The sequence below is a fragment of the Pandoraea anhela genome, assembly GCF_902459655.1.
In the GTDB taxonomy this organism is placed as follows: domain Bacteria; phylum Pseudomonadota; class Gammaproteobacteria; order Burkholderiales; family Burkholderiaceae; genus Pandoraea; species Pandoraea anhela.
Genome location: NZ_CABPSB010000012.1, coordinates 114,736 through 136,061, shown reverse-complemented (window position 1 = coordinate 136,061; position 21,326 = coordinate 114,736). Strand labels below are relative to the sequence as shown.

Sequence of the window (21,326 nt, the reverse complement as noted above, 5' to 3'; positions counted from 1 at the left end):
CGGCAACGTCGGATGGGGTGACATCGCCTCAGGCCAGCGGGGGCTTCACGCCGTGGAAGAACAGCCAGGAGATCAACAGTCCGACCCAGATCACGAATCCGAACAGGCTGATGACGTAGACGGCGGCGAGTTTGCCGATGCCCTCGGCCCAGAGCTTGCGGAAATTCGACAGCAAGCCGATGGAGAAGAACGTCAGCACGAAGAAGATCACGCGGAAGTTGTTGGCCTCGCCGACCGCGCCTTTGATCTTCGCGGCCAGTTCCGGCCCGGCGCTCAGCGAGAACACGAGCACCACGGCGAACGTCGCCACGAACCCGAGAATGAACTTCGGAAAACGTTCCCAGATTTCACGCGGACGCGCCCGGTTCGACGGATCGGTGACGTTGATGTGGTTGGTCCAGATCCACGCGAGGATGAACGACCAGACGCCGATGAACACGTCGATAAACACCTTGATCGTGGCGGTCGTGCCGACGATCCAGCCGGCAGCGTAATGGGTGCCGCCGGCGGCCGCCTTCGCGTTGATCAGGGCTTCGGTAATCGCGCCGCCGGCTACGGCGGCCCCGTCGGTCTTCACGGCGAGGCCTAGCCACGCGGCGGCGACCAGCGGATCGTCTGCGAGGAAGTGCTGCGCGAGAAACGGCAGGATCAGCAGTTCGATGACGGCGAACACCACGACGAGCGACGACACCAGAATCGGCACGGCGGGACGCGCACGAATGGCGCTCCCCGTCGAAATGGCCGCAGCGACACCGCAAATCGAAATGCCCGAGGCCAGCGGCACGGCCCACTCGCGCGGGAACTTGAACCACTTGCGCGCGATGAAGTACACGACCGCCCAGTAGATCAGGTAAGCCTCGACGATGGCGGCAATGCCGCGCAGCAGAATCGACGACGCGAACGACAGCCGCTCGGCGACCGTCACGGCGATGAATGCGCCCAGCACCACGATGGCTGTCTTGATGTACCACTCGGGGCGCACCGCGTCGGAGAGCCACGCCGTGGCGCCCGGGAAGACGTTGGCGATCACGAGCCCTGCGAGCAGCGCGACGATGTAGCCGCCTTCGTTGGTAAGGCGCAGCGACCAGTCGATGCCGAACTTCGCCTGCTCGGCCGGTGTGACGGCCGCCAGATGCGCGTAGCTGCCGACGAACCAGCTGGCATAGGCGAGCCAGAACAGGACCGAGAAACGCACGGCAAAGCGTTTGACGTCCTGTTGCAACGACGCCGCGCCGAGCGACAGGACGACCGTCAGCGCGAGCCATGTCGCGAGAAAAGCGCCGATGCCGCCGAGTCGCCCATAAGCGGCTGTCGCAGGGGCGAGCGCCGCAGCGGGATCGGTCCAGACGCGTGTAGTGACGACCCAGCCGATGGGGTCGGCGCCGGAAACCCCGATGAGCCCTGCGGCGACGATGACGAGTCCGATAATGACCGCAAGCCAGTCTTCACTGAGCGGCCTCGCAGCGACAACCTGCGGTGTGGTGGTGGCTTCCGCCATAACGCATTCCCCTAAAAGTCGGTGTTACGTGACGTATTGAACGATGGCCCGAATGCACCGCCTGATGACTGTTGTGGTGTGTCGTCGCACAGAAACGCTGGCAACGCAGGCGGGCGAGCCCATCCTAAGCGTGGGATGACGTCGGGGGAACGAACGATTTGCGCTTTGGATGAATGCGGGATACGCGCATGCAAATGCGCGCGGGCGGCATAACGTTAGGGGAAAATGACGCGCGTTGTTTTACTTGTCGACACACAACAAAAAGCAGTGGCATGGCAGGCACCGGACGGGGCCGTCGCGGTGACGACGTTCGCCAGGCCACTGCACCCCACGAGGGGCAGGCAATCGGGGACGGGAAACTAATCGTAAGCCCGCGCATCCTCCACCAGTTTGCCGTCTGCCGGGAGCGACCCGGCGGCGACGAAGTCGACGTCGGCGCGCAGGCGCGTCACGTCGCGCAATGTCTCCTGCACGCGTGCGGCGAGTCCCTCCGGCGGGGTGTCCGTCGTCTCGCAGAGCAGCCGCATCCGATCGTCGCCGACACGTCCCTCCACACGCAGACGTACACGCACCAACTCCGGATAGCGTCTGCCGATCTCACCGATCTGGCCGGGATGCACGAACATGCCGCGCACCTTGACGGTCTGATCGGCACGTCCCAGCCACCCCCGCAGACGCATGTTCGTGCGACCACACGGGCTGATGCCCGCCTCCACCGCCGACAGATCCCCCGTCGCAAAACGGATCAACGGATAGTCCGGATTGAAGTTCGTGACCACCACCTCGCCGACCTCACCGTCCGCCACGGGTTTCGTCCCGCCCGGCTCTACCAGTTCCACCAGCACGTTCTCGTCGACGATCAACCCCGCCTGGGCTTCGCTCTCGAATGCAATCAGGCCGAGATCGGCTGTCCCGTACAACTGACGCGCCGTGATCCCCCTGCCGTTGAACCATTCGCGCAACGACGGCGGCAATGCCTCGCCGGACAACGTCGCCCGCCGAATGCTGCTGATGTCAGCCCCGGCCGCCTCGCTCTTGTCGATCAGAATCTTCAGAAACGATGGTGTTCCGGCATACGCCACCGGCCGCAGATGACGAATCGCCTCCAACTGCAACTCCGTCTGCCCCACGCCGGCCGGAAACACGCAGCAGCCCAGACGCGCGGCGCCCGTCTCGATCATCATGCCCGCCGGTGTGAAGTGATACGAATAGGTGTTGTAGACCAGATCGCCCGCGCGCAACCCTGCGGCGAACATCGCCCGCGCAAAACGCCACCAGTCGCTGCCGCGTCCGTCCGGCTCATAGATCGGACCGGGCGATTGGTAGACGTGCGCCAGCGCGCCGACCGGCGTTGCATTCAGACCGCCCAGCGGCGGATGCCGCTGTTGGAACGCCGATAAATCCGATTTGCGTGTGACGGGCAACGTCGCGAGCGCGTCGCGCGAGCCGATCGCGCTCGCATCGACGTCCCCGAGCGTCTGCGCGAAGTAGGCCGCATGCGTCCTAGCGTGCGCCACCTGCGCCGGCAGCGCGGCGAGCAGCGCCTGCTCGCGAAGCGCCGGCGCACGAGTTTCCAGCGTGTCGAAGTATTCGTTCATATCAACGATAAGACGATCAGTATTAAGGTTTCGCGGGACGACCGCGCCCTTCGCCGCGTCACGCGTGCGGCATTTCGTGAACTTCGCGGATGCAGGCGTTCATGCATGCAGGCGCTCGCAGGCGCTCATCACATGGGCATCACACGATCATCACACGGCCATCGCGCGCTCATTAAGCGTTCATTACGCGCTCATTACGCGCTCATTACGCGCTCAGGCAATCCAGCGCTTGCGACGCCGATAGCTCTTGACGTTGCGAAAACTCCCCGCACTGCTCGCGCCGTCCTTGGCGATGCCGAGATAGAACTCCTTCACGTCCTCGTTATCGCGCAACACATCGGCATCGCCGTCCATCACTATGCGACCGTTCTCGAGGATGTAACCGTAGTCGGCGTACCGCAGTGCGGCCATGGTGTTCTGCTCGGCGAGCAGGAAGCTGACGTTCTCTCGCTGATTCAGATCGCGCACGATCGTGAAGATCTCCTCCACGATCTGCGGCGCCAGCCCCATCGACGGTTCGTCGAGCAGAATCATCGACGGCTGCGCCATCATGGCGCGCCCGATCGCACACATCTGCTGCTCGCCCCCGGACGTATAACCGGCCTGCGACTTGCGACGCGTCTTCAGGCGCGGGAAATAGGCGTAGATGCGCTCAAGCGCATGCTGCTGCGCACTGCGCGACGCATGGCGCACATAGCCGCCTGTCAGCAAATTCTCTTCGATGGTCAGATGGCCGAAGCAGTGACGCCCCTCCATCACCTGAATCACGCCGCGCTTGACGAGCCCGTTCGGTGTGAGCTTCTCGACCCGCTCGCCGCGATAGTCGATGGTCCCCTTCGTGACTTCGCCACGCTCGGCGTGCAGCAGATTCGAAATCGCCTTGAGCGTCGTACTCTTGCCCGCGCCATTGGCCCCGAGCAGCGCCACGATCTTGCCCTCGGGCACGATCAGCGACACCCCCTTGAGCACCAGAATGACGTGGTCGTAGATGACTTCGATGTTATTGACGCGCAAACTCGCTTCCATGCGTGACTCCGCAATCGTTGCTGCCGGGATCGATGGGGCTGGCATCGTCTTCGCGCCCCGCATCGTCCGATGTGTCAATGTCGCGCTTCGCCCGCGCAGCTTGCTCCTGCGCCGCACGGGCGAGCAACGTCGCCCCGGATCACCCCTTGAAGCAGGCCGGTGCGATGCCCTTTTCCTTGGCGTACTGCTTGGCAGACGCCTCGAACAGCGGGTGGATCAGGCGGCGATTGCCCTCGATCCAGTCCGAGACCATGACCCACTTGGCGCCGTCCCATTGCTGAATGCGCACCTTGCCGGACCCTTCGTGGTCCTCGCAGCTCGTCTTGATATCGGGCAGCAGCCCCGTGGCGCCGAGCGCCTTGAGGCGGGCGGCATCGATGTTCAGGTTTTCGAGGGCCCAGCGCACCTGCACCGGCGTGGAGACCTTGCCCTTGCCGAACTTGTTCTGCGCCGTGTTGAGCGCCTCGACCGTCGCCACGGCAGCGGACACGCCACGGTTGTAGAGGATCGAGCCGACCTTGGACGGATCCTGCATGTTCCCCTTGCCTGCGCCGTACACGACCTTTTCGATGTCGGCGATGAGCGGCACCTGCTTGCCCGCCACGTTCCACGTCGCGCTCATATACCCCTTGGCTGCCGGGCCGGCCGGAATCGTGTCCTCCTCCGACCCCGCCCACCAACTGCCGACGATCTTCTCGCGCGGATAGCCGACCTTCTGCGCCGCCTTGAGCGCCGTCTGGTTCATCACGCCCCATCCCCAGAACACCACGTAATCCGGGTTCTCCTGACGAATCCGAAGCCACTGCGCCCCCTGCTCGTTGCCCGGGTGCGCCACCGGAATCTCGATCAGGTTGAACTTGTGGATCTTCGATTCGGCTTGCATGGCGACGATCGGCTCCTTGCCGTACGCCGAGTCGTGATACAGGAAGACGATTTTCTTGCCGTTGAGCGCGCCGCCGTTCTTGTCGGCAAGGAACTTGATAATGGCCGACGCCTGCATCTGGTACGTCGTCACCAGCGGGAACGCCCACGGGAACACGGTGCCGTCCACGGCGTCGGTGCGACCGTAGCCCATCATCACGAGCGGCACCTGATCGGTCGCCGTCTTGTCGATCAGCGCGTAGGAAATGCCCGTCGCCATCACGTGATACGCCGTGCCCTTCGTCACGGGATTCTTGCCTTTCAGACGCTCGTAACACTCCACGCCCTTGGCGTTGTTGTACTCCGTTTCACACTCTTCCCACGTAAGCTTCACGCCGTTCACGCCGCCGTTCTTCAGGTTCACGTATTGCAGATAGTCGATGAACCCGCCATAGAACGACTGGCCGTTCGCGCCGTACGGGCCGACGCGATAATCCGCCAGCGCGATGAACTGCTCGTTCGACTGCGCGAACGACGTCCCCGCCACTCCCATCGCCCCCGTGCCGAGCGCCAGCGCCAGGCCCAACGATGTCGTCAACTGTCTCGTGTTCATGCTGTGTCTCCATCTGTGGTTTTGTGTGTGACCGAACTGGTGCCGGCAATGCACGCCGGCCGGGCAAACGTCAATGCGGGAAGGGCCAGATGCGCAGCTTCTCCTTGGCTATCTGCCAGAGCCGCGCCAGCCCATGCGGTTCGGCAATCAGGAAAAAGATGATGAGACCGCCAAACACCATCATCTGGATATGCGAGACGGTAGCGTTGGTGAAGGGCAAATGCAGGAAGGTCGCGATCGTCGGCAACGTGCTGTCGAGCAAGATCGGCAGCAGCAAAATGAACGCCGCGCCCAGGAAACTGCCGAGAATGCTGCCCACGCCGCCGATGATGATCATGAACAGAATGCGGAACGACAGGTCGAGCGAGAAGCCGTCCGGCTCCACGGAGCCGAGATAGCAGTAGGCGTACAGCGCGCCGGCGACGCCGCAGTAAAAGGAACTGACGGCGAACGCGAGCAGTTTCACGCGCATGAGCGGAATGCCGATGACTTCCGCCGCGACGTCCATGTCGCGTACCGCCATCCAGGCGCGCCCGATATGCGAGCGCACGAGGTTCTTGGCGATCAGCGCCATGAGCGTCACCACGCCCAGCACGAACAGGTACTTGCGCACCGGGGTGTCGACATCCACCCCGAACACCGAAATTTTCTGCGCCGTGATCACGCCCGACGAACTGTTGTTCGAGAGCCAGGGGAATTTCGTCAGCACCCAGAGCACGAAAAATTGTGCAGCCAACGTGGCGACGGCGAGATAGAAGCCCTTGATGCGCAGGGACGGCAGCCCGAATGCGATGCCCACGAGCGCGGCGCACACCCCGCCCAGCGCGAACGACGCCAGAATCGGCATCCCCTCGATGCGCAACTGGAAGTTGTACGACGCATAGGCCCCCACCGCCATGAACGCCGCCGTGCCCAGCGACAACTGGCCCGCATAACCCGTCAGCAGATTCAGCCCGAGCGCGGCGAGCGAGAACACGAGAAACGGCACGAGAATGGCGGTGAGCCAGTATTCGGACGCCACCCACGGCAGCACGCCGAACGCCACGACGAGCACGGTGCACACGGCGATCCGGTCCTGCCGGATCGGAAAAATCTGGCTGTCGGCAACGTAAGACGTCTTGAACTGCCCAGCTTCACGATAGAACATGTGTGGCCTCTGCGATGAATGCTTATGCGGACATCCCGAAGGGATGACGGGCCGCTCAAACGCGGTCGATGTGCCGTTCGCCGAACAGCCCTTCCGGGCGCACCAGCAGGAACAGCAGCGCGAAGACATACGGGAACCAACCCTCGATGCCCCCGAAATTCCCGCCGAACTGGGCTTGCAGCAGTTGCGGCACGTAAATCTCCGCCAGTTTTTCCGCCGCGCCGATGATCAACCCGCCCACGATGGCTCCAGGGATCGACGTGAAGCCCCCGAGAATCAGCACAGGCAGCGCCTTGAGTGCAGTCATCGTGAGCGCGAATTGCACGCCGTTGCGGGAGCCCCACAGCATGCCGGCCACCAGCGCGACGAAGCCCGACACGCTCCATACGACGACCCAGATGCGTTGCAACGGGATGCCCAGCGAGAGCGCCGCCTGATGGTCGTCCGCCACGGCGCGCAACGCGCGGCCGATGCTCGTCGCCTTGAAGAACAGCGCCAGCAGCGCGACCAGCACGGCGGCGATACCGGCGGCCGCGAGATCGAAGCGGCTCACCAGCACGCCGGTCGAGTCCATGATCGACGCAATGGGCTCGTCCACGATGCCCAGCGACAGCGGGCGTACCTCGTTGCCCCACAGCAGCGGGGCGAGACCTTCGAGAAAGAACGACAGGCCGATGGTGGCCATGAACAGTGTGATCGGCGACTGATTGACCAGCTTGCGCAACACGAAGCGCTCGGTGGCCATGCTCACCAGCACCATCACCACGAACGCTCCGATAGCCGCCGCCCACAGCGGCAAGCCCCGCTCCATGAGCCCCACGACCGACAATGCCGCGAAGTACACCATCGCGCCCTGCGCGAAGTTGAAGACCCCGGACGCCTTGAAGATCAGCACGAAGCCGAGCGCCACGAGCGAATACATCACGCCCGAGAGCAGACCGCCGATCAGGATTTCGAAAAAGAACTGCATCGATGTCTCCAGGTTGCCAATGCGCCGTCGACTGCCGCCACCGTCACGTCGCCTTCACGCCGCCGCCGGCATGCCGTGCGCCGCACCGAGATACGCGCGAATGACTTCGGGGTCGGCGCGCACCTCCGCCGGCGTACCGTCGCCGATCTTCTTGCCGTAATCGAGCACCACCACACGGTCGGAGATGTCCATCACGACCCCCATGTCGTGTTCGATGAGCACGATCGTCGTGCCGAACTCTTCATTCACTTCGAGGATGAAGCGACACATGTCGCGCTTTTCTTCGAGGTTCATGCCGGCCATCGGCTCGTCGAGCAGCAGAAGTTCGGGCTCGGCAGCCAATGCCCGCGCGAGTTCGACGCGCTTTTGCAGGCCATACGGCAGCCGGCCGACCGGTATCTTGCGGATGTGCTGGATTTCGAGGAAGTCGATGATCGCTTCGACCTTGGCGCGGTGGGCCATTTCCTCCTGCCGGGCCTTGCCCCACCAGATCGCACTGGCGAGCAGCCCGGCGCGCATGCGGGTATTGCGCCCCGTCATGATGTTGTCGAGCACGGACATGCCCTTGAACAGTGCAATGTTCTGAAACGTGCGCGCCACACCCTGCCGGGCGGCCGCCGTCGGATGCATGCGTTGGCGCACTTCGCCGCGAAAGACGATCGTCCCCTGCTGCGGGTGATAAACGCCGTTGATGACATTGAGCATCGAACTCTTGCCTGCGCCGTTCGGGCCGATGATCGCGCGGATCTCATGCGCCATCACGTTGAACGAAATATCGGTCAACGCCTTCACGCCGCCGAACGACAAGCTGATGTGCTGCAAATCGAGCAAAACGTCGCCAGTCTTGCGGTGCTCACTCATACCGTCTCCTGCGGCAATGCCGGGCTGAGGTCGATGCGTGGTCAGGGCTCAATCGGTGCCCATCGATTCGTATGCGGCGGCCTTCATGGCGGTGTCTCCTCATGCCGCACAGCGCAACGTCGCAGGCGCAGGGTCGTCGACGGGCGCACGCACCCCGACCACGCGCGCCGGATGAATCGTCAGCGTGGCGCTCACGCTGCCCTCGCGTCCGTCTTCGAATTTCACCCGGGTCTCGATGTATTGCGACGCGCGGCCGGCGTAAAGCGCGTCGATCAGCACGTCGTATTTCTGCGCGATGTAGGCACGTCGCACCTTGCGCGTGCGGGTGAGTTCGTCGTCATCCGGATCCAGTTCCTTATGCAGAATCACGAACCGCTGAATCTGCGCGGCGGCGAAGGCAGGCTCTCCGGCGAGATCGGCATTGACTTGCTCGATGCAACCGACGATCAGTTCCGCCACGAGCGGATTGCCGGCCAGATCGATGTAGCCGGCGTACGCGAGGTTCTGCCGTTCGGCCCAGTTGCCGACCGCATCCATGTCGATGTTGATGAACGCACACACGCCATCGCGACCGTCGCCGAACGCCACGGCCTCCTTGATGTACGAGAAGAATTTGAGTTTGTTCTCGATGTACTTCGGCGCGAATAACGCACCGCAGGCGAGTTTGCCGACGTCCTTGGCGCGATCGATGATGCGCAAATGACCGTCGGCGTCGATGATGCCGGCATCGCCCGTCCGGAAGTAGCCCGCCTCGTCGAGCGCCTCACGGGTGGCGTCCGGGCGCTTGTAGTACGCCTTGAGCAGTCCGACGCCGCGCACGAGGACTTCCCCGTTCTCGGCGATCTTGATCTCCATGCCCGGCGCCACGGGACCAACGCTATCGAACCGCACCTGACGATCCGGTTGCAGGCAGACGTAAGCACAGGTCTCCGTCTGTCCGTAGAACTGTTTCAGGTTGATCCCGATCGCACGATAGAAACGGAACAGGTCCGGGCCGATCGCCTCGCCGGCGGTATATGCCGTACGGATGCGGCTCATGCCGAGCGTGTTGCGCAGCGGGCCATACACCAGCAGATTGCCGAGTGCGTACTGGAGACGGTCGAATGCGGGCACCGGATGCCCGTCGAGCACGGCCGCGCCGCACCGGTTCGCCACGTTCATGAAGTGCGCGAACATCTTCCGCTTGAGACGGCTGGCGTCCTCCATGCGGATCATGACCTGCGTCAGCACGTTCTCGTACACGCGCGGCGGCGCGAAGTAGTATGTCGGGCCGATCTCGCGCATATCCGTCGGGATCGTGTCGGGCGATTCGGGACAGTTGACCGTGAAACCCGCCACAAGCGCCTGGGCGTAGGAAAAGAGATGATCGCCGACCCATGCCATCGGCAAATAGGACAGCACTTCGTCGCCCGGGGTGAGCCGGTCGAACGTGCTGCCGTGATACGCCGCGCCGATCAGTGCGGCGTGCGAATGACACACGCCCTTGGGCTTGCCCGTCGTGCCCGAGGTGTAGAGGATGGTCGCGGTGTCGTCGGGATCGACGGCGGCGATAGCGTCGTCGAAGTAGCACGGATGCTGCGCGTCGAACGTGCGCCCCTGCGCCAGCGCCGCATCGTAGGATTGCAGTCCGGCGGCGTCGTAATTGCGCAGGCCGCGCGGATCTTCGAAGATGATGTGCGACAAGCGCGGTACGCGCTCGCGCAATTCCAGCAGCTTGTCGACCTGCTCCTGATCTTCGACGACGGCGAAATCGATTTCCGCATCTTCGAGCACATGCGCCATTTCTGCGGCAACGGCGTCCTGATAGAGCGGCACGGCGACACCGCCGAGCGCCTGCGCCGCCGTCATCGCCCAATACAGCCGGACACGGTTGTTGCCGACGATGGCCAGATTGTCGCCACGTTTGAACCCGGCAGCCGCAAGTGCGCAGGCGAGCATGCGCACCTCATGCGCGGCCTCCTGCCAGCTCCAGCTTTGCCAGATCCCCAGATCTTTTTCCCGATACGCCGTGCGGGCGCCCCGTGTCGCGGCATGCGCCAGCAACAATCGCGGGAAGGTGGTCCGCTCCTGCATGCCAGTCTCCTGTGTCTCGCCACATATCGACATTCGTCGAGGGGGCGTGGCGTGGCTCGGTCGGCTTGCGTGCGCTGGGCACGCTCCTTGTGGCTCGCAGCGTCTTCGTACGACGCTATTTTTTGATTTGGAATGCCATACAGCGATACCGCAATCACGGCTGACATGCGACTACGGCGACTACCGATATGCCAGGTAAATTTCAGCTTCTATACTTGTGTTTCGGCGTCGTGCCAGACCACCGTGAATGCTTGTCTCGCTTACCAGGCAAGGCGAAGATACCTCATGGCTCACGGCGGGTTTGTCACCAGGATGACAATCAAGGGAAAGTCCCTATATGTCGCTCGAAAGCTTGTTGCAGCGCAGCGTGTGGGCGCAAGGACTGACACCGGAACAACGCGCGCGCGTGGTGGCCGAAATTCAGGTGCGCCCGGTCGAAAACGGGGGCTATGTGTGCCGCAAGGGCGACCCGACGCACGCCTGGTTCGGCGTGATCGAAGGGCTCGTGAAGATCACCACGGCGTCGGCAAGCGGCAAGTCCGTCACGTTCACCGGCGTGCCCGCAGGGGCGTGGTTCGGCGAAGGCTCCGTGCTCAAGCACGAGATCCGTAAGTACGATGTGATGGCGTTGCGCGATTCCGTGCTGGCCCACATGCCGATCGCCACGTTCGACTGGCTTCTCGACACCAGCATCCCGTTCAATCGCTTTCTCACACGGCAACTCAACGAGCGATTGGGACAGTTCATTGCGGCGGTGGAGCACGAACGGCTGCTCGATACGGACGCGCGCGTGGCGCGCTCGCTGTCGTCGATGTTCAATCCGAATCTCTATCCGTCGGACGACAACACCGTCCAGATTTCCCAGGAAGAGCTGAGCTATCTGGCCGGCGTCTCGCGCCAGCGGGTCAACCTTGCGCTCAAAGTGCTGGAGCAGGCCGGGCTCGTCAAGGTGGACTACGGCGTGCTGACGATTCTCGATCTGGAGGGATTGCGCGAATTCGGCATGTAGGCCGCGTGGGGCGCCGCGCGGGTGTTGATACCGATCCGGCGAATGAAACGGTAGTTTCGAGGCCGCGATAATACGGTGTCACGGTAAGACGGTAACGCGGTAACGCTGGAACGCGTGGCCGTCGCCTTGCGCGGCTCGCTTGCCCGCCGCTTGCCCGCTCCCCCGAGTCAGCGCAAAATCGATGCCCTCGTCACCCACCCCACGCCTCCCATGTCCTCGCCCCCCATGTCCACGCCCCCCACGCCGGCCGTCGATTTCCGGCCTACGCTGTCTGGCAGCAGCGTCGAGCTCCATCCCCTCGAACGGCATCACGCGCCGGACCTCGTCGCTGCGGCGGCGGACGGCGAACTCTGGAATCTGAAAGTGACGGTCGTGCCGAATGCCGACACCGTCCACGCCTACATCGACAAGGCATTGAAGGGCCGGGAGGACGGCACCGTCATCCCCTTCGTTCTCGTCTCGAAGGCCACCGGGAAGGTCGTCGGCCATACCCGCTTCTGGAAGGTCGACCTCGTGAACCGCAAGCAGGAGATCGGCCATACCTGGGTGAGCGCATCGGCACAGCGCTCGGGCATCAACACCGAAGCCAAATATTTACTGCTCACCTACGCGTTCGAGGTCATGCATTGCGTACGGGTGCAATTCACGACGGATGCCCTCAACGAGAAATCGCGCGCCGCGATTCTGCGCATCGGTGCGAAGCAGGAGGGCATTGTCCGGCATGAGCGCATCATGCCCGACGGGCGCAAGCGCAATTCGGTCCGGTTCAGCATCATCGACGATGAATGGCCCGAAGTGAAAACCGCGTTGGAACAGCGACTGGCGCGTGGCGCCGCGGGGTGAGGCCTTCGATCGGGCCAGTCGCATCGCGCGATCGGTTCAGGGCCGCATGCCCCGCCGCCCCTCAGGCCACGGCGCTCACAGGGCCGAGGGGGCCGGCGGCGAACAACACCAGACACGGGCAGATCATGCGGCGCGCAATGTCCAGCGCCTCGGTCTTCGTCTCGAAGAAGGCCGCTTCCCATGGGTTCTTGACGTGATCGCTCACGTAGGTTTTCAGTTTTTTGTCGTACTGCGAACCGAAGAATTCGTTACGAAAGTAAAACCAGACGACATATCCCCGTCGCGGTAATTTTTCGGGGAGCGGGTACACCGGGTATTCATTGGCAGGCACCCGTCGTCTTAGCGAAATCCAGCGTTGATAGTCCACACGTGTCGCAGTCATTCCATGCCTCCTTCGACGAAAAGCCCCGGCGGGGCAATTCGTCATGATGCGCAAGAACACGCGTCAAGAGTTACGGAAACTTCCGAATCACCGCGACTCGCGATACGTCAATCAACAGCACTACGACCGGATTCGAAAATCGCGCGCCGCCGAGACTGGAGCGATGAAAACGCGTGGCATACCATGCTGGCCGAGATCCCCGCCGATCTGTCCGTTACGGCCCCCGCATGCGGCTGGCGGTTGCGCAGTTCGCTGCGCGCAATAGGAAGCGTCCCCTAACGGAGGTTTCCGTATCTGCCTGGACACCCGCCACGATCAGGACCCGCAATGCCATGCGGGCAACTCCTGTCGCGTCATGCGTCGCTCGGGGTGGGCCGGCAGATGCGCGTCATCACCACGGCGCGTATTGCTCGAACACTGTCTGACGCTCGAAGGCGATCAGCACCGCGCGCTTGTGCGGGAAGTCGAACTCCCGGAGCCGCGCCGCCCCCTGCCCCTGCATGTAGGCAATCCAGCGGTCATGGTCGATGCGCGGCTCACCGACGATACGCTGCGTGCGCGGATCGTCCAGAAAGATGTAGTGGACGATGGACCGCAGCCATGCCTCGGTCCGCCCCGGCGAACGAAAGCGAGTCGAGCCGACCAGCAGATGGAACCCCCGGTCGTAGTCGGTCGCCTCGCAGAACGGCGCGATGCGATCCTCCTTCGCCCAATACACCTCGAAGTAGGCGAACGGCTCGTCGTCGAAGCATGCGAACAGCGTGACGGTGTGGGGATCGGCCTGCATCTTCTTCAGATAGTCCGCGTGCTCTTCGAGCGTGCCCGTCTGCTGCCAGAAGTGCGCCACGCTGTCGAGATTCATCCACTCGTGAAACCGCTCGACGTCGCCCGGCTGGTCGATGGCCCGTAAGCTGAAGCTCGTGCCCAGCCGCGCGATATGGCGTCGATAGACCTCCCCGACCGGCTTCGGCGCGCGCAGGGGGTGACGCTTGCCGTCCGACACCCGATACTGCTGCGCCATGCCTGCGGACGACGGCCCTTGCAGCCACAACGCCGGGTGCTGCCAGAACGTCTGACGCGAAACATGCAACACCAGCGCGCCGTCGGCTTGCGAGAAGCGCTCGCCCACCCCGTCGCGCACGGCGGCGACGAGCCACGTCGCCAACGCCGCATCGGCCTGCGCGCCCGGCCAGACGAGGCTCGCCTCGCCGCAAGCTTTGTGACGGCAGTACACCGCCGCCAACACCGGCAACAGCGCCTGCACCGGCAAGCGCGGATCGTGCGGCGTACTCGCGTGCAAGGTCATCCCGCGCTCGGCCTCGCTCACGCGAAAAACCGCGACGGCACGCCCGTCGCACCAGAGCGTGAGGTCCTGAGCGGCACGTGCGATGGCGTCGTCCGGCCCGCTCGCGTAATAGCGGCGCCCATCGGCCAGCGTAAGCGCATAGGGCGCGTCGGGCCCGGCGGGGGCCGCATCTACAGGTGACGTTTCAACAGCAGCAGTCATGGCAATTGACATGATTCGTTTTCCTCAATAGCAAGCCGGACACCGCAACGGCATCCGTCATCAGTCATGTATCTCTACGGCCCTACCGATCCAGGCCCGTATGTCACGCGGCGGCCGCGGCTCTCGCGCGCATCGCGGGCGCCATCGACGCGAAGGCCGCCTCCACGAGCCCCGTGATCCGGTCGAGCGACACGGGGCCGCCGAAGCCCCACGACGGCGGCAGGAACGCCACACGCCCCTCGCGCACGGCGGGCAACGCGCGCCACACGGGCAACTGGTAAGCGGGCGCCGCGCCGTTATCGACGACGATCAGCGACCATTCGGGGTGCTGCGCCAGATCGCCCAGCGACAGGTTCACCATCGACTGACGCGCGTCGAGCCACCCCAACGCATTGCGCGCACCGAGATGCCCGATCAGCGCGCCGATCATGTCCTTGTTGTCGTACGCCCAGAAGTTTCCGCCGCCGGCATTCGCATTGAGCAACGCCATCGGGGCGTTGCGAAAGCCGTCGCGCAATGCTGCCGCGCGCGCCGCCGCGATACGCGCCTCGCTGTGCGCGACGATTTGCGTGGCCGCAGCCGTGCGCCCTGTCATGCCGCCGATCGCGTGGAAGATGGCCAGCATCCGCTCAAGCGCATCGCCCTCCCCCGGTGCGGGCTGGACGTTGAAGACGACGGTCGGGGCGATACGCGCCAGCGCATCGAACAGGCGCTCGTGCCGATAGGCATATGCGACGATCAAATCCGGACGCAACGCCGCAATCGCCTCGAGATTCGGCTGCTCGCGCGTGCCGACCGAACTGTCGGCACCGATCCGGTCCGCCCGATATTTGACCCACTGCGCATAGCCGCGCGGATCGGCCACGCCCACCGGCGTGACATCGAGCGCGAGCAGCGACTCGGTGAACAGAAACTCCAGCGAGACGACACGCCGCGCGTTGGTGGGCAACGACGGCGACGCGCGGTTGAACAATCCGCGATAGTTCTGCGCCTGCCCACTGAGCGGCACAGCGCCCGCCGCCATGACGGCACCGGCAGCGAGGGTCTTCAGGCAGCGACGCCGCGCGTCGCTAACGGGCGCGCCCGCAAGGAATTCAGCCGGCATGCGCATGCGACCTCAGGAACGTTCGGGAGAGCAGCCAGAGGAACAACGGCGTGCCGACAGCGGCCGTCACGATGCCCAACGGCAAATCGAGGGGGGCGAACAAGGTGCGCCCGAACCAATCGGCGACGCCGAGCAGCAGCGCACCGGCGAGCGCCGCCGTCACCAGCCGGTCGCGAGTGCCGGCCAGCGGCAACGCGCGCAAGGCGTTGGGAACGATCAATCCGACGTACGCCACCGGGCCGACCGTCGCAACCGCCGCAGCCGCCATGGCGCTCGCGAGCACCAGCAAGCCCAGCCGGGCGCGCACCACCGGCACACCCAGCGCCTCGGCCGTCTCGTCGCCGAGGCTCAGCAGGTCGAGCCAGCGCCCCGCATACACGGCCAGCGGCAAACAAACCACCAACCACGGCAACAACGCTCGCACGCCGTGCCACGACTGACCGTAGCTGCTGCCCACGAGCCACACCAACGCCTGCGTCGCATGCACATGAAATTGCAGCACGAGAAGGTTTGCCAGCGCCGCCAGCAGCCCCGCGAGCGCCATCCCCGTCAGAATCACCCGCATCGGCGCGAGTCCCCAGCGCGCATTCACGCCGAGCACGATCGCCAGCACCGTCGCGCTCGCCCCCCACGCGGCCGGCATCGACCAGCGGGCGGCGGCGTCCGGCGAGACCAGTAACAGCGCGAGCACGGCCAGCCCCGCCGCCTGATTGACGCCCAACAACTCGGGCCCCGCGAGCGGATTGCGGCAGGCGCCCTGTAACAACACCCCGCTGCCCGCGAGCAATGCGCCCGCGCCCATCGCGATCAGGCTGCGCGGCAGGCGCAGATCCACCAGCATTCCGGCGGCCGTATGGGCGTCGAATACATCGCGCCATTGCCAGCTCGACGGCCAGGGCAGCACGCCCATCGCCAGCGTCGCGCCGGCGACAGCGAACAGGGCCACGACGATCAACGCGACGATCGCCGCCATCGGCCGGCGGCTCGAGGCGCGATGGCCCGCCGACATCGGCGCGGTCATCTCGGCGGTGCTCGCCGGCAGGCCGTAGCGCAGCAACAGCAATAGCACCGGTGCGCCGATCACCGCGCTCATCACGCCCACCGGCAGCGCGCCGAACGTCACGAGCGCCCGCGCGATGGCGTCGGTGACGATCAGCATCGCGCCGCCCCACAACGCCGAGAGCGGCACCAGCCAGGCAGGCCGGTGCACCCCCATCAGCCGCACCAGATTCGGCGCCGCCAGCCCGACGAAGCCGACCGGCCCCGCCAGGGCAATGGCAATCGTCGAGAGCGCCGCCGCCAGCAAGATCGACCCCACGCGCACGGCCCCGACGCGTTGTCCCAAGGCCGCGGCCTGCGCCTGCCCGAAACGCGCCAATCCGAGCGGATGCAGCAACGCCATCAGCGCAACGCCCGCCGGCAGCAACAACCACATCGCCTCCGCCGCCCCACGCTTGCCGAACTGCTGCAACGAGCCGGTACTCCATTGCACGACGCCCACGGCCGCGCGCGTGTACAACGTCAACGCCACCATGCACAGCGCCGAGAGGGCGAGCGCATTGGCCGCACCCGCGAGGGTGAGCCGCAGCGGCGTCGTGCGCATGCCGCCCGCCAGTGCGAAGGTGAAGAGCGCCGCCAGCACGCCGCCCGCGAGCATCATCGGCAGCACGGCGAGGCCCGGCACCAGCAACGCCACGATCAGCCCCATCTGCGCCCCGGCCGACACGCCGAGCAGTTCGCCCGACGCCAGCGGATTCTGCGTGATCGTCTGCAATAACGCGCCCGCCAGCCCAAGGCACGCCCCGGCCGCGAGGCCGGCACGGATCTGCGGGAGCCATGCGTCGGCGAACAGCAGCCAGCCGAGCGACGTGTCGTTCGTGAGCCGCCCCTGCATGGCGCGCATCACCGTATCGGCGCCCGGCCATGCGTCGCTCGCCATCGCATGGACCACGATCGCCAGCGCGAGCGCCAGCCATCCGCCCCAAAGGGCACGCGTGCGACGCTCGTATTGCCGCGGCGCGGCGTGCGCCGGCAACGTCAGCCGCCGGGCGAGCTTCAACGTGCCTGCCGTGCGCTCAGCTCGCATGCCCGCCACCGTCGAGATCGTCCGAATGACGCCGATATTGCGCGTGACCGGCCGGCGCTGCGCGACCCGCACCGTCGAGCACCGGCAAACACATCGGCAGTCCCTGAAAGTCGATGCGCTGCATCGGCGTGGCGAACACGTCCATGAGACGCTCGGGATCCATCGTTTCGTCCGGCGTGCCCGAGAAGACGAGCTTGCCGTCGCGCATGAGCAGCATGGCGTCCGAGAACGCGGCCGCCTGATTCAGATCGTGCAGCACCCATACGACGGTCATGCCGGTCTCGCGATTGAGCTCGCGAATGCGCGCGAGGATATCGATCTGATGGCGCACATCCAGATAGGTCGTCGGCTCGTCGAGCAGCAGGACATTGCCCTCCTGCGCCAGCGCCATGGCGATAAAGGCCCGCTGACGCTCGCCGCCGGACAGGGCCGTCACGTCGCGCGTGCACAGCGTTTCGAGTTCCATCAGATGCAAGGCGCGTTCGATGGCGGCGTTGTCGCGTTCGCCGAGGCGCCCGCCAATGCCCGTGTGGCTGTAGCGCCCGCACGCGACCAGTTCGGCGACGGTCATGCCGAACGGCATGCCGGGCGTTTGGGCGAGCAAGGCGATGCGGCGCGCGCGCGCGCGCGCACGCAGCGAATCGAGCGGCGTGTCGTCGAGCCAGACACGGCCGGATGCCGGGCGCAGCAGCCCGCCCAGCGTGCGCAGCAGGGTGCTCTTGCCGCAGCCGTTGGGGCCGCACAGGGCGCTCACGCGGCCAGCGGCAAAGGTCACATCGACCTGCGTGAGGACGTTACGCGCACCCACGGCAACGTTGAGGCCTTCCGCGCGCAACGACGCGCCTGCGGCGGGGGTCAGAGATTCGGTCATATGGAAAGCCGGCCTGGCGGCTGCTGGGTCGGTTGATGTACGGATATCGAGGTATCGGGCCCAAAAGGTCTCGGCGGCGGGCGTCCGAAGCGCGCCGCCGCCTGCCTAAACTCACGAAGTTGTGGTTCGTCGCTCAAGAGACGTATCACCAACCGGCATATTTACCCATGTCCCGATCGCTTCAGCCGCCCCCCCTGCCCGCCCGCCTCGACATCCGTCTCCACGCCGCTCCCGCCTTGTCCGATCAGCCTTCCCGGCGCAAGCCCGGCAGACCGTTGCGTCTCGCCCCGGCGCTTTGCGCTCTCCTCCTGAGCGCGTGCGCCGTCGCCCGACCGCCCGCCCGCTCACCGGATCATTCGCAGGACAATTTCCCCAAAAACGCGGTTTCGACCGCCCAAAGCATTACCTCGCCTTACCAGGCCGATATTCGCCGCACGGCCGACGGCACGGCGCATGTCCGCGCACAGGACTGGGGCAGTCTGGGCTACGGCTTCGGCTATGCGCAGGCGCAGGACAATCTGTGCACGCTCGCCGAGAGCATCGTGACGTTTCGCGGCGAGCGCTCACTAAGCTTCGGGCCGCAGGGCCATGTTGCCCAGCGCACGACGTTCGGACAGCCGAATAATCTGGACGCCGACGTCTTCTTCCGCCTGACGTTCGACCGCGACACCCTCACGCGCTACCGCACCGCCCAGTCACCGCGTGGACGCGAACTGGCGCAGGGATTTGCGGCAGGCATCAATCGCTATCTGCAAGACCTGCGTGCCGGCGCCGACACCGGTCGGCACGCCGCCTGCCGCAAGGCCGACTGGCTGCGCCGTCTCACCCGCGAGCCGAACCGGGTGACGGAAGACGACGTTTACCGCCGGCTGTACGCGGCCACACTCGCCGCGAGCGCCGCCACGCAAGTCGCCGCGATTGCCACCGCGCAGCCGCCCTCGACCGGCGCCACGGCGACCAACCAACGCTCGCGTGCGGCTGACGACGTCGCGAGCGCCGAGCGCGTGCCAACACCGACAACAACACCGACACTGACATCGCTCAACGACGCCGGACTCGGCAGCAACGCCATCGCCTTCGGGGCCGCGCTGAGCGCCGACGGCCAGCCCATCCTCTACGGCAGCCCGCATTGGTACTGGGACGGCCCCGATCGTCTCTATCCCGCCCATCTGACGATTCCCGGCCAGTTGGATGTCGCCGGTGTCGGCATGCTCGGCGCGCCGTTCATCATGATCGGCTTCACACGGAACGTCGCGTGGACGCACACCGTATCGACCACCCGACGCTTCGGCCTGATGGCGCTCACACTCGACCCCGCCGACCCGACCCGTTACCGGATCGACGCACGCACCGAAGCCATGCAGCCGGTGCGCATCGATGTTCCGGTGCGCGACAGCGACGGCAGGATGCGGGTCGCGTCGCGAACGCTCTACCGCACCGACGACGGGCCGGTCGTCAATCTCGCGGCGATGTCGCCGGCGCTCGGCTGGACGACCCGGCAGGCGATGGTGCTGCGCGACGCCAACGCCGGCAACTTCGGTCTGCTCGATCATTACTTGCGCATGGCGCAGGCCGACTCGCTGGACGCCTTCGTTCGCGGCGTGCGCGCCGATGCGGCCAATCCGTGGGTCAACACCGTGGCCATCGGCCGGCATGATCCGCGCGTGTGGTTCGGCGACATCGGCCCGGCGCCGGGTGTGCCGGACGCGCTGGCCGCCGACTGCACCGCCCAGCCGGCCGGACAAGCCTTCGCCAGACTGGCCCCGGGGCTGCCCGTGCTGGACGGCAGCCGGAGCGCCTGTGCATGGCAAACCTCGCCGGACAGCCCGCTGCCGGGCACGCTCGGCCGTCACGAGATGCCCGACCTCATGAGCCCCACCGTCGTCACCAATATGAACGACAGCGCATGGCTGGCCGCGCCCGACGCGCCGCTCGCGCGACTCAACCCTGTGCTGGGCCGCACCGACACGCCGCTTTCGCTGCGCACCCGCGCGGGCCTGCAACGCATCGCCGCCCTGCGCGCAGCAGGCCCCGTCACGGCGCAAGCGGTTCGGCAGACGGTACTTCGCGCCGATCCGCTATCGGCCGATCTTGCGCGTCGGTCGTTCCTCGCGCAGGCCTGTCCGTCAGACGACACCGGTAACGTCGCGCGCATCGAAGTGCAGGTCGCCAACGACCCGCTGGACGGCAAGCCGCTCACGCCGGTGCAAACGGTCGATATCGCCCCGGCTTGCCGCGTGCTGCGCGCGTGGGACGGCACGGGCGAACGCGCGGCCCGGGGCGCCAACCTCTGGGACGCCGTGTGGGTCCGTCTGGCAGGCGCCGACATGACGGGAGGCCGGGCGTTCACCGATCCGTTCGTGGCCTCGCAGGCCGCCACCTCCCCCAGCCAACTGGCGGGTGAGCGCGCGTCGCTGACGCAGGCGCTGGGTGCCGCCGTTCTGGAGATGCAGCGCATGGGACTGGCGCTCGACAGCCGTCGCGACGAAGCGCTCTTCGCCACCCGCGGCGGGCGGCGCATCGGCCTGGCGGGTGGCTGCGACGTCGCGGGCTACTTCTCGATCATGTGCGCGGACACGCGCATGGGCGCGGGCCGCTACGACATGGACAAGTCGCCGCGCGGCGACACGTACATCCAGGTCGTCACCTTCCCGGACACCCCCTCGGGCGCCGTGGATGCCACGACGCTCGACGCCTCAGGCCCCGCCGACGACCGCGACGATCCGCGCAACGCGGCAGCGCTCGAAGCATGGGCCGAGAAACGGTGGCAAGCCGCACCGTTCAGCGAGGCGGATGTGGCGGCCGCCACGGTCAGCATCGTGCACTTATCCCAATAAGTGACATCCGGATGAAAGCCCCCTAAATATCCGACGCCT

16 protein-coding genes are annotated in these 21,326 nt (G+C 65.6%); 3 read left to right on the top strand and 13 right to left on the bottom strand.

What is annotated here, in order from left to right; all coding sequences use genetic code 11:
- Positions 1-28 precede the first annotated feature (28 nt).
- The 8 genes from PAN31108_RS16790 to PAN31108_RS16755 form a co-directional block, all read right to left on the bottom strand.
- Positions 29-1,498 carry a putative sulfate exporter family transporter gene (locus PAN31108_RS16790; protein ID WP_150669957.1) on the bottom strand — a complete coding sequence of 490 codons (1,470 nt, stop codon included), beginning with the start codon at positions 1,496-1,498 and terminating at the stop codon, positions 29-31.
- 359 nt (positions 1,499-1,857) lie between these two features.
- Positions 1,858-3,096: a phenylacetate--CoA ligase family protein gene (locus tag PAN31108_RS16785; protein WP_150669956.1), complete on the bottom strand. Its 1,239-nt coding sequence runs from the start codon at positions 3,094-3,096 to the stop codon at positions 1,858-1,860.
- 213 nt (positions 3,097-3,309) lie between these two features.
- Positions 3,310-4,122 carry an ABC transporter ATP-binding protein gene (locus PAN31108_RS16780; protein ID WP_150669955.1) on the bottom strand — a complete coding sequence of 271 codons (813 nt, stop codon included), beginning with the start codon at positions 4,120-4,122 and terminating at the stop codon, positions 3,310-3,312.
- 139 nt (positions 4,123-4,261) lie between these two features.
- Positions 4,262-5,536: an ABC transporter substrate-binding protein gene (locus PAN31108_RS16775; protein WP_246184011.1), complete on the bottom strand. Its 1,275-nt coding sequence runs from the start codon at positions 5,534-5,536 to the stop codon at positions 4,262-4,264.
- 130 nt (positions 5,537-5,666) lie between these two features.
- Positions 5,667-6,743: a branched-chain amino acid ABC transporter permease gene (locus tag PAN31108_RS16770; RefSeq protein WP_150669953.1), complete on the bottom strand. Its 1,077-nt coding sequence runs from the start codon at positions 6,741-6,743 to the stop codon at positions 5,667-5,669.
- Positions 6,744-6,798: 55 nt separating this feature from the next.
- A complete protein-coding gene (locus PAN31108_RS16765) occupies positions 6,799-7,713 on the bottom strand; it encodes a branched-chain amino acid ABC transporter permease (RefSeq protein WP_150669952.1) in 915 nt (304 codons plus the stop codon).
- Positions 7,714-7,767: 54 nt separating this feature from the next.
- Complete coding sequence (locus PAN31108_RS16760) at positions 7,768-8,574, bottom strand: ABC transporter ATP-binding protein (protein ID WP_150669951.1); 807 nt, start codon at positions 8,572-8,574, stop codon at positions 7,768-7,770.
- A gap of 99 nt (positions 8,575-8,673) precedes the next feature.
- A complete protein-coding gene (locus PAN31108_RS16755; RefSeq protein ID WP_150669950.1) occupies positions 8,674-10,647 on the bottom strand; it encodes an AMP-dependent synthetase/ligase in 1,974 nt (657 codons plus the stop codon).
- Between the two features lie 337 nt (positions 10,648-10,984).
- Between PAN31108_RS16755 and panV the strand changes: the two genes are divergently transcribed.
- The gene (gene panV / locus PAN31108_RS16750) at positions 10,985-11,656 is read left to right on the top strand and encodes a pandorabactin biosynthesis transcriptional regulator PanV (RefSeq protein WP_150669949.1); all 672 of its coding nucleotides are present in this window, start codon (positions 10,985-10,987) and stop codon (positions 11,654-11,656) included.
- Between the two features lie 210 nt (positions 11,657-11,866).
- Positions 11,867-12,499, top strand: a complete 633-nt coding sequence (locus PAN31108_RS16745; protein WP_370819674.1) for a GNAT family N-acetyltransferase — start codon at positions 11,867-11,869, stop codon at positions 12,497-12,499.
- Positions 12,500-12,560: 61 nt separating this feature from the next.
- Here PAN31108_RS16745 and PAN31108_RS16740 read toward each other — a convergent pair whose 3' ends face one another.
- From PAN31108_RS16740 to PAN31108_RS16720, 5 genes are all read right to left on the bottom strand, one after another.
- A complete protein-coding gene (locus PAN31108_RS16740; protein WP_150669948.1) occupies positions 12,561-12,881 on the bottom strand; it encodes a hypothetical protein in 321 nt (106 codons plus the stop codon).
- Between the two features lie 391 nt (positions 12,882-13,272).
- Positions 13,273-14,388 carry a GNAT family N-acetyltransferase gene (locus PAN31108_RS16735; protein WP_442417682.1) on the bottom strand — a complete coding sequence of 372 codons (1,116 nt, stop codon included), beginning with the start codon at positions 14,386-14,388 and terminating at the stop codon, positions 13,273-13,275.
- Between the two features lie 103 nt (positions 14,389-14,491).
- Positions 14,492-15,493: an ABC transporter substrate-binding protein gene (locus tag PAN31108_RS16730; protein WP_442417681.1), complete on the bottom strand. Its 1,002-nt coding sequence runs from the start codon at positions 15,491-15,493 to the stop codon at positions 14,492-14,494.
- Entirely contained in the window at positions 15,483-17,579 is a 2,097-nt protein-coding gene (locus tag PAN31108_RS16725) for an iron ABC transporter permease (RefSeq protein ID WP_150669945.1), read from the bottom strand. The genes PAN31108_RS16730 and PAN31108_RS16725 overlap by 11 nt, the downstream gene beginning before the upstream one ends.
- Positions 17,569-18,450: an ABC transporter ATP-binding protein gene (locus PAN31108_RS16720; protein ID WP_150669944.1), complete on the bottom strand. Its 882-nt coding sequence runs from the start codon at positions 18,448-18,450 to the stop codon at positions 17,569-17,571. Before PAN31108_RS16720 ends, PAN31108_RS16725 begins: the two co-directional genes overlap by 11 nt.
- Positions 18,451-18,617: 167 nt before the next feature.
- On the opposite strand from PAN31108_RS16720, the gene PAN31108_RS16715 reads away from it, so the two are divergent.
- The gene (locus tag PAN31108_RS16715) at positions 18,618-21,287 is read left to right on the top strand and encodes a penicillin acylase family protein (RefSeq protein WP_174995026.1); all 2,670 of its coding nucleotides are present in this window, start codon (positions 18,618-18,620) and stop codon (positions 21,285-21,287) included.
- Positions 21,288-21,326: the final 39 nt, after the last annotated feature.

Excerpts from the sequence above, each read along its gene's own strand:
- PAN31108_RS16790 (WP_150669957.1), bottom strand. The coding sequence starts at position 1,498 with ATGGCGGAAGCCACCACCACACCGCAGGTTGTCGCTGCGAGGCCGCTC.
- PAN31108_RS16785 (WP_150669956.1), bottom strand. The coding sequence starts at position 3,096 with ATGAACGAATACTTCGACACGCTGGAAACTCGTGCGCCGGCGCTTCGC.
- PAN31108_RS16780 (WP_150669955.1), bottom strand. The coding sequence starts at position 4,122 with ATGGAAGCGAGTTTGCGCGTCAATAACATCGAAGTCATCTACGACCAC.
- PAN31108_RS16775 (WP_246184011.1), bottom strand. The coding sequence starts at position 5,536 with ATGGGAGTGGCGGGGACGTCGTTCGCGCAGTCGAACGAGCAGTTCATC.
- PAN31108_RS16770 (WP_150669953.1), bottom strand. The coding sequence starts at position 6,743 with ATGTTCTATCGTGAAGCTGGGCAGTTCAAGACGTCTTACGTTGCCGAC.
- PAN31108_RS16765 (WP_150669952.1), bottom strand. The coding sequence starts at position 7,713 with ATGCAGTTCTTTTTCGAAATCCTGATCGGCGGTCTGCTCTCGGGCGTG.
- PAN31108_RS16760 (WP_150669951.1), bottom strand. The coding sequence starts at position 8,574 with ATGAGTGAGCACCGCAAGACTGGCGACGTTTTGCTCGATTTGCAGCAC.
- PAN31108_RS16755 (WP_150669950.1), bottom strand. The coding sequence starts at position 10,647 with ATGCAGGAGCGGACCACCTTCCCGCGATTGTTGCTGGCGCATGCCGCG.
- panV (WP_150669949.1), top strand. The coding sequence starts at position 10,985 with ATGTCGCTCGAAAGCTTGTTGCAGCGCAGCGTGTGGGCGCAAGGACTG.
- PAN31108_RS16745 (WP_370819674.1), top strand. The coding sequence starts at position 11,867 with ATGTCCTCGCCCCCCATGTCCACGCCCCCCACGCCGGCCGTCGATTTC.
- PAN31108_RS16740 (WP_150669948.1), bottom strand. The coding sequence starts at position 12,881 with ATGACTGCGACACGTGTGGACTATCAACGCTGGATTTCGCTAAGACGA.
- PAN31108_RS16735 (WP_442417682.1), bottom strand. The coding sequence starts at position 14,388 with ATGACTGCTGCTGTTGAAACGTCACCTGTAGATGCGGCCCCCGCCGGG.
- PAN31108_RS16730 (WP_442417681.1), bottom strand. The coding sequence starts at position 15,493 with ATGCCGGCTGAATTCCTTGCGGGCGCGCCCGTTAGCGACGCGCGGCGT.
- PAN31108_RS16725 (WP_150669945.1), bottom strand. The coding sequence starts at position 17,579 with ATGCGAGCTGAGCGCACGGCAGGCACGTTGAAGCTCGCCCGGCGGCTG.
- PAN31108_RS16720 (WP_150669944.1), bottom strand. The coding sequence starts at position 18,450 with ATGACCGAATCTCTGACCCCCGCCGCAGGCGCGTCGTTGCGCGCGGAA.
- PAN31108_RS16715 (WP_174995026.1), top strand. The coding sequence starts at position 18,618 with ATGTCCCGATCGCTTCAGCCGCCCCCCCTGCCCGCCCGCCTCGACATC.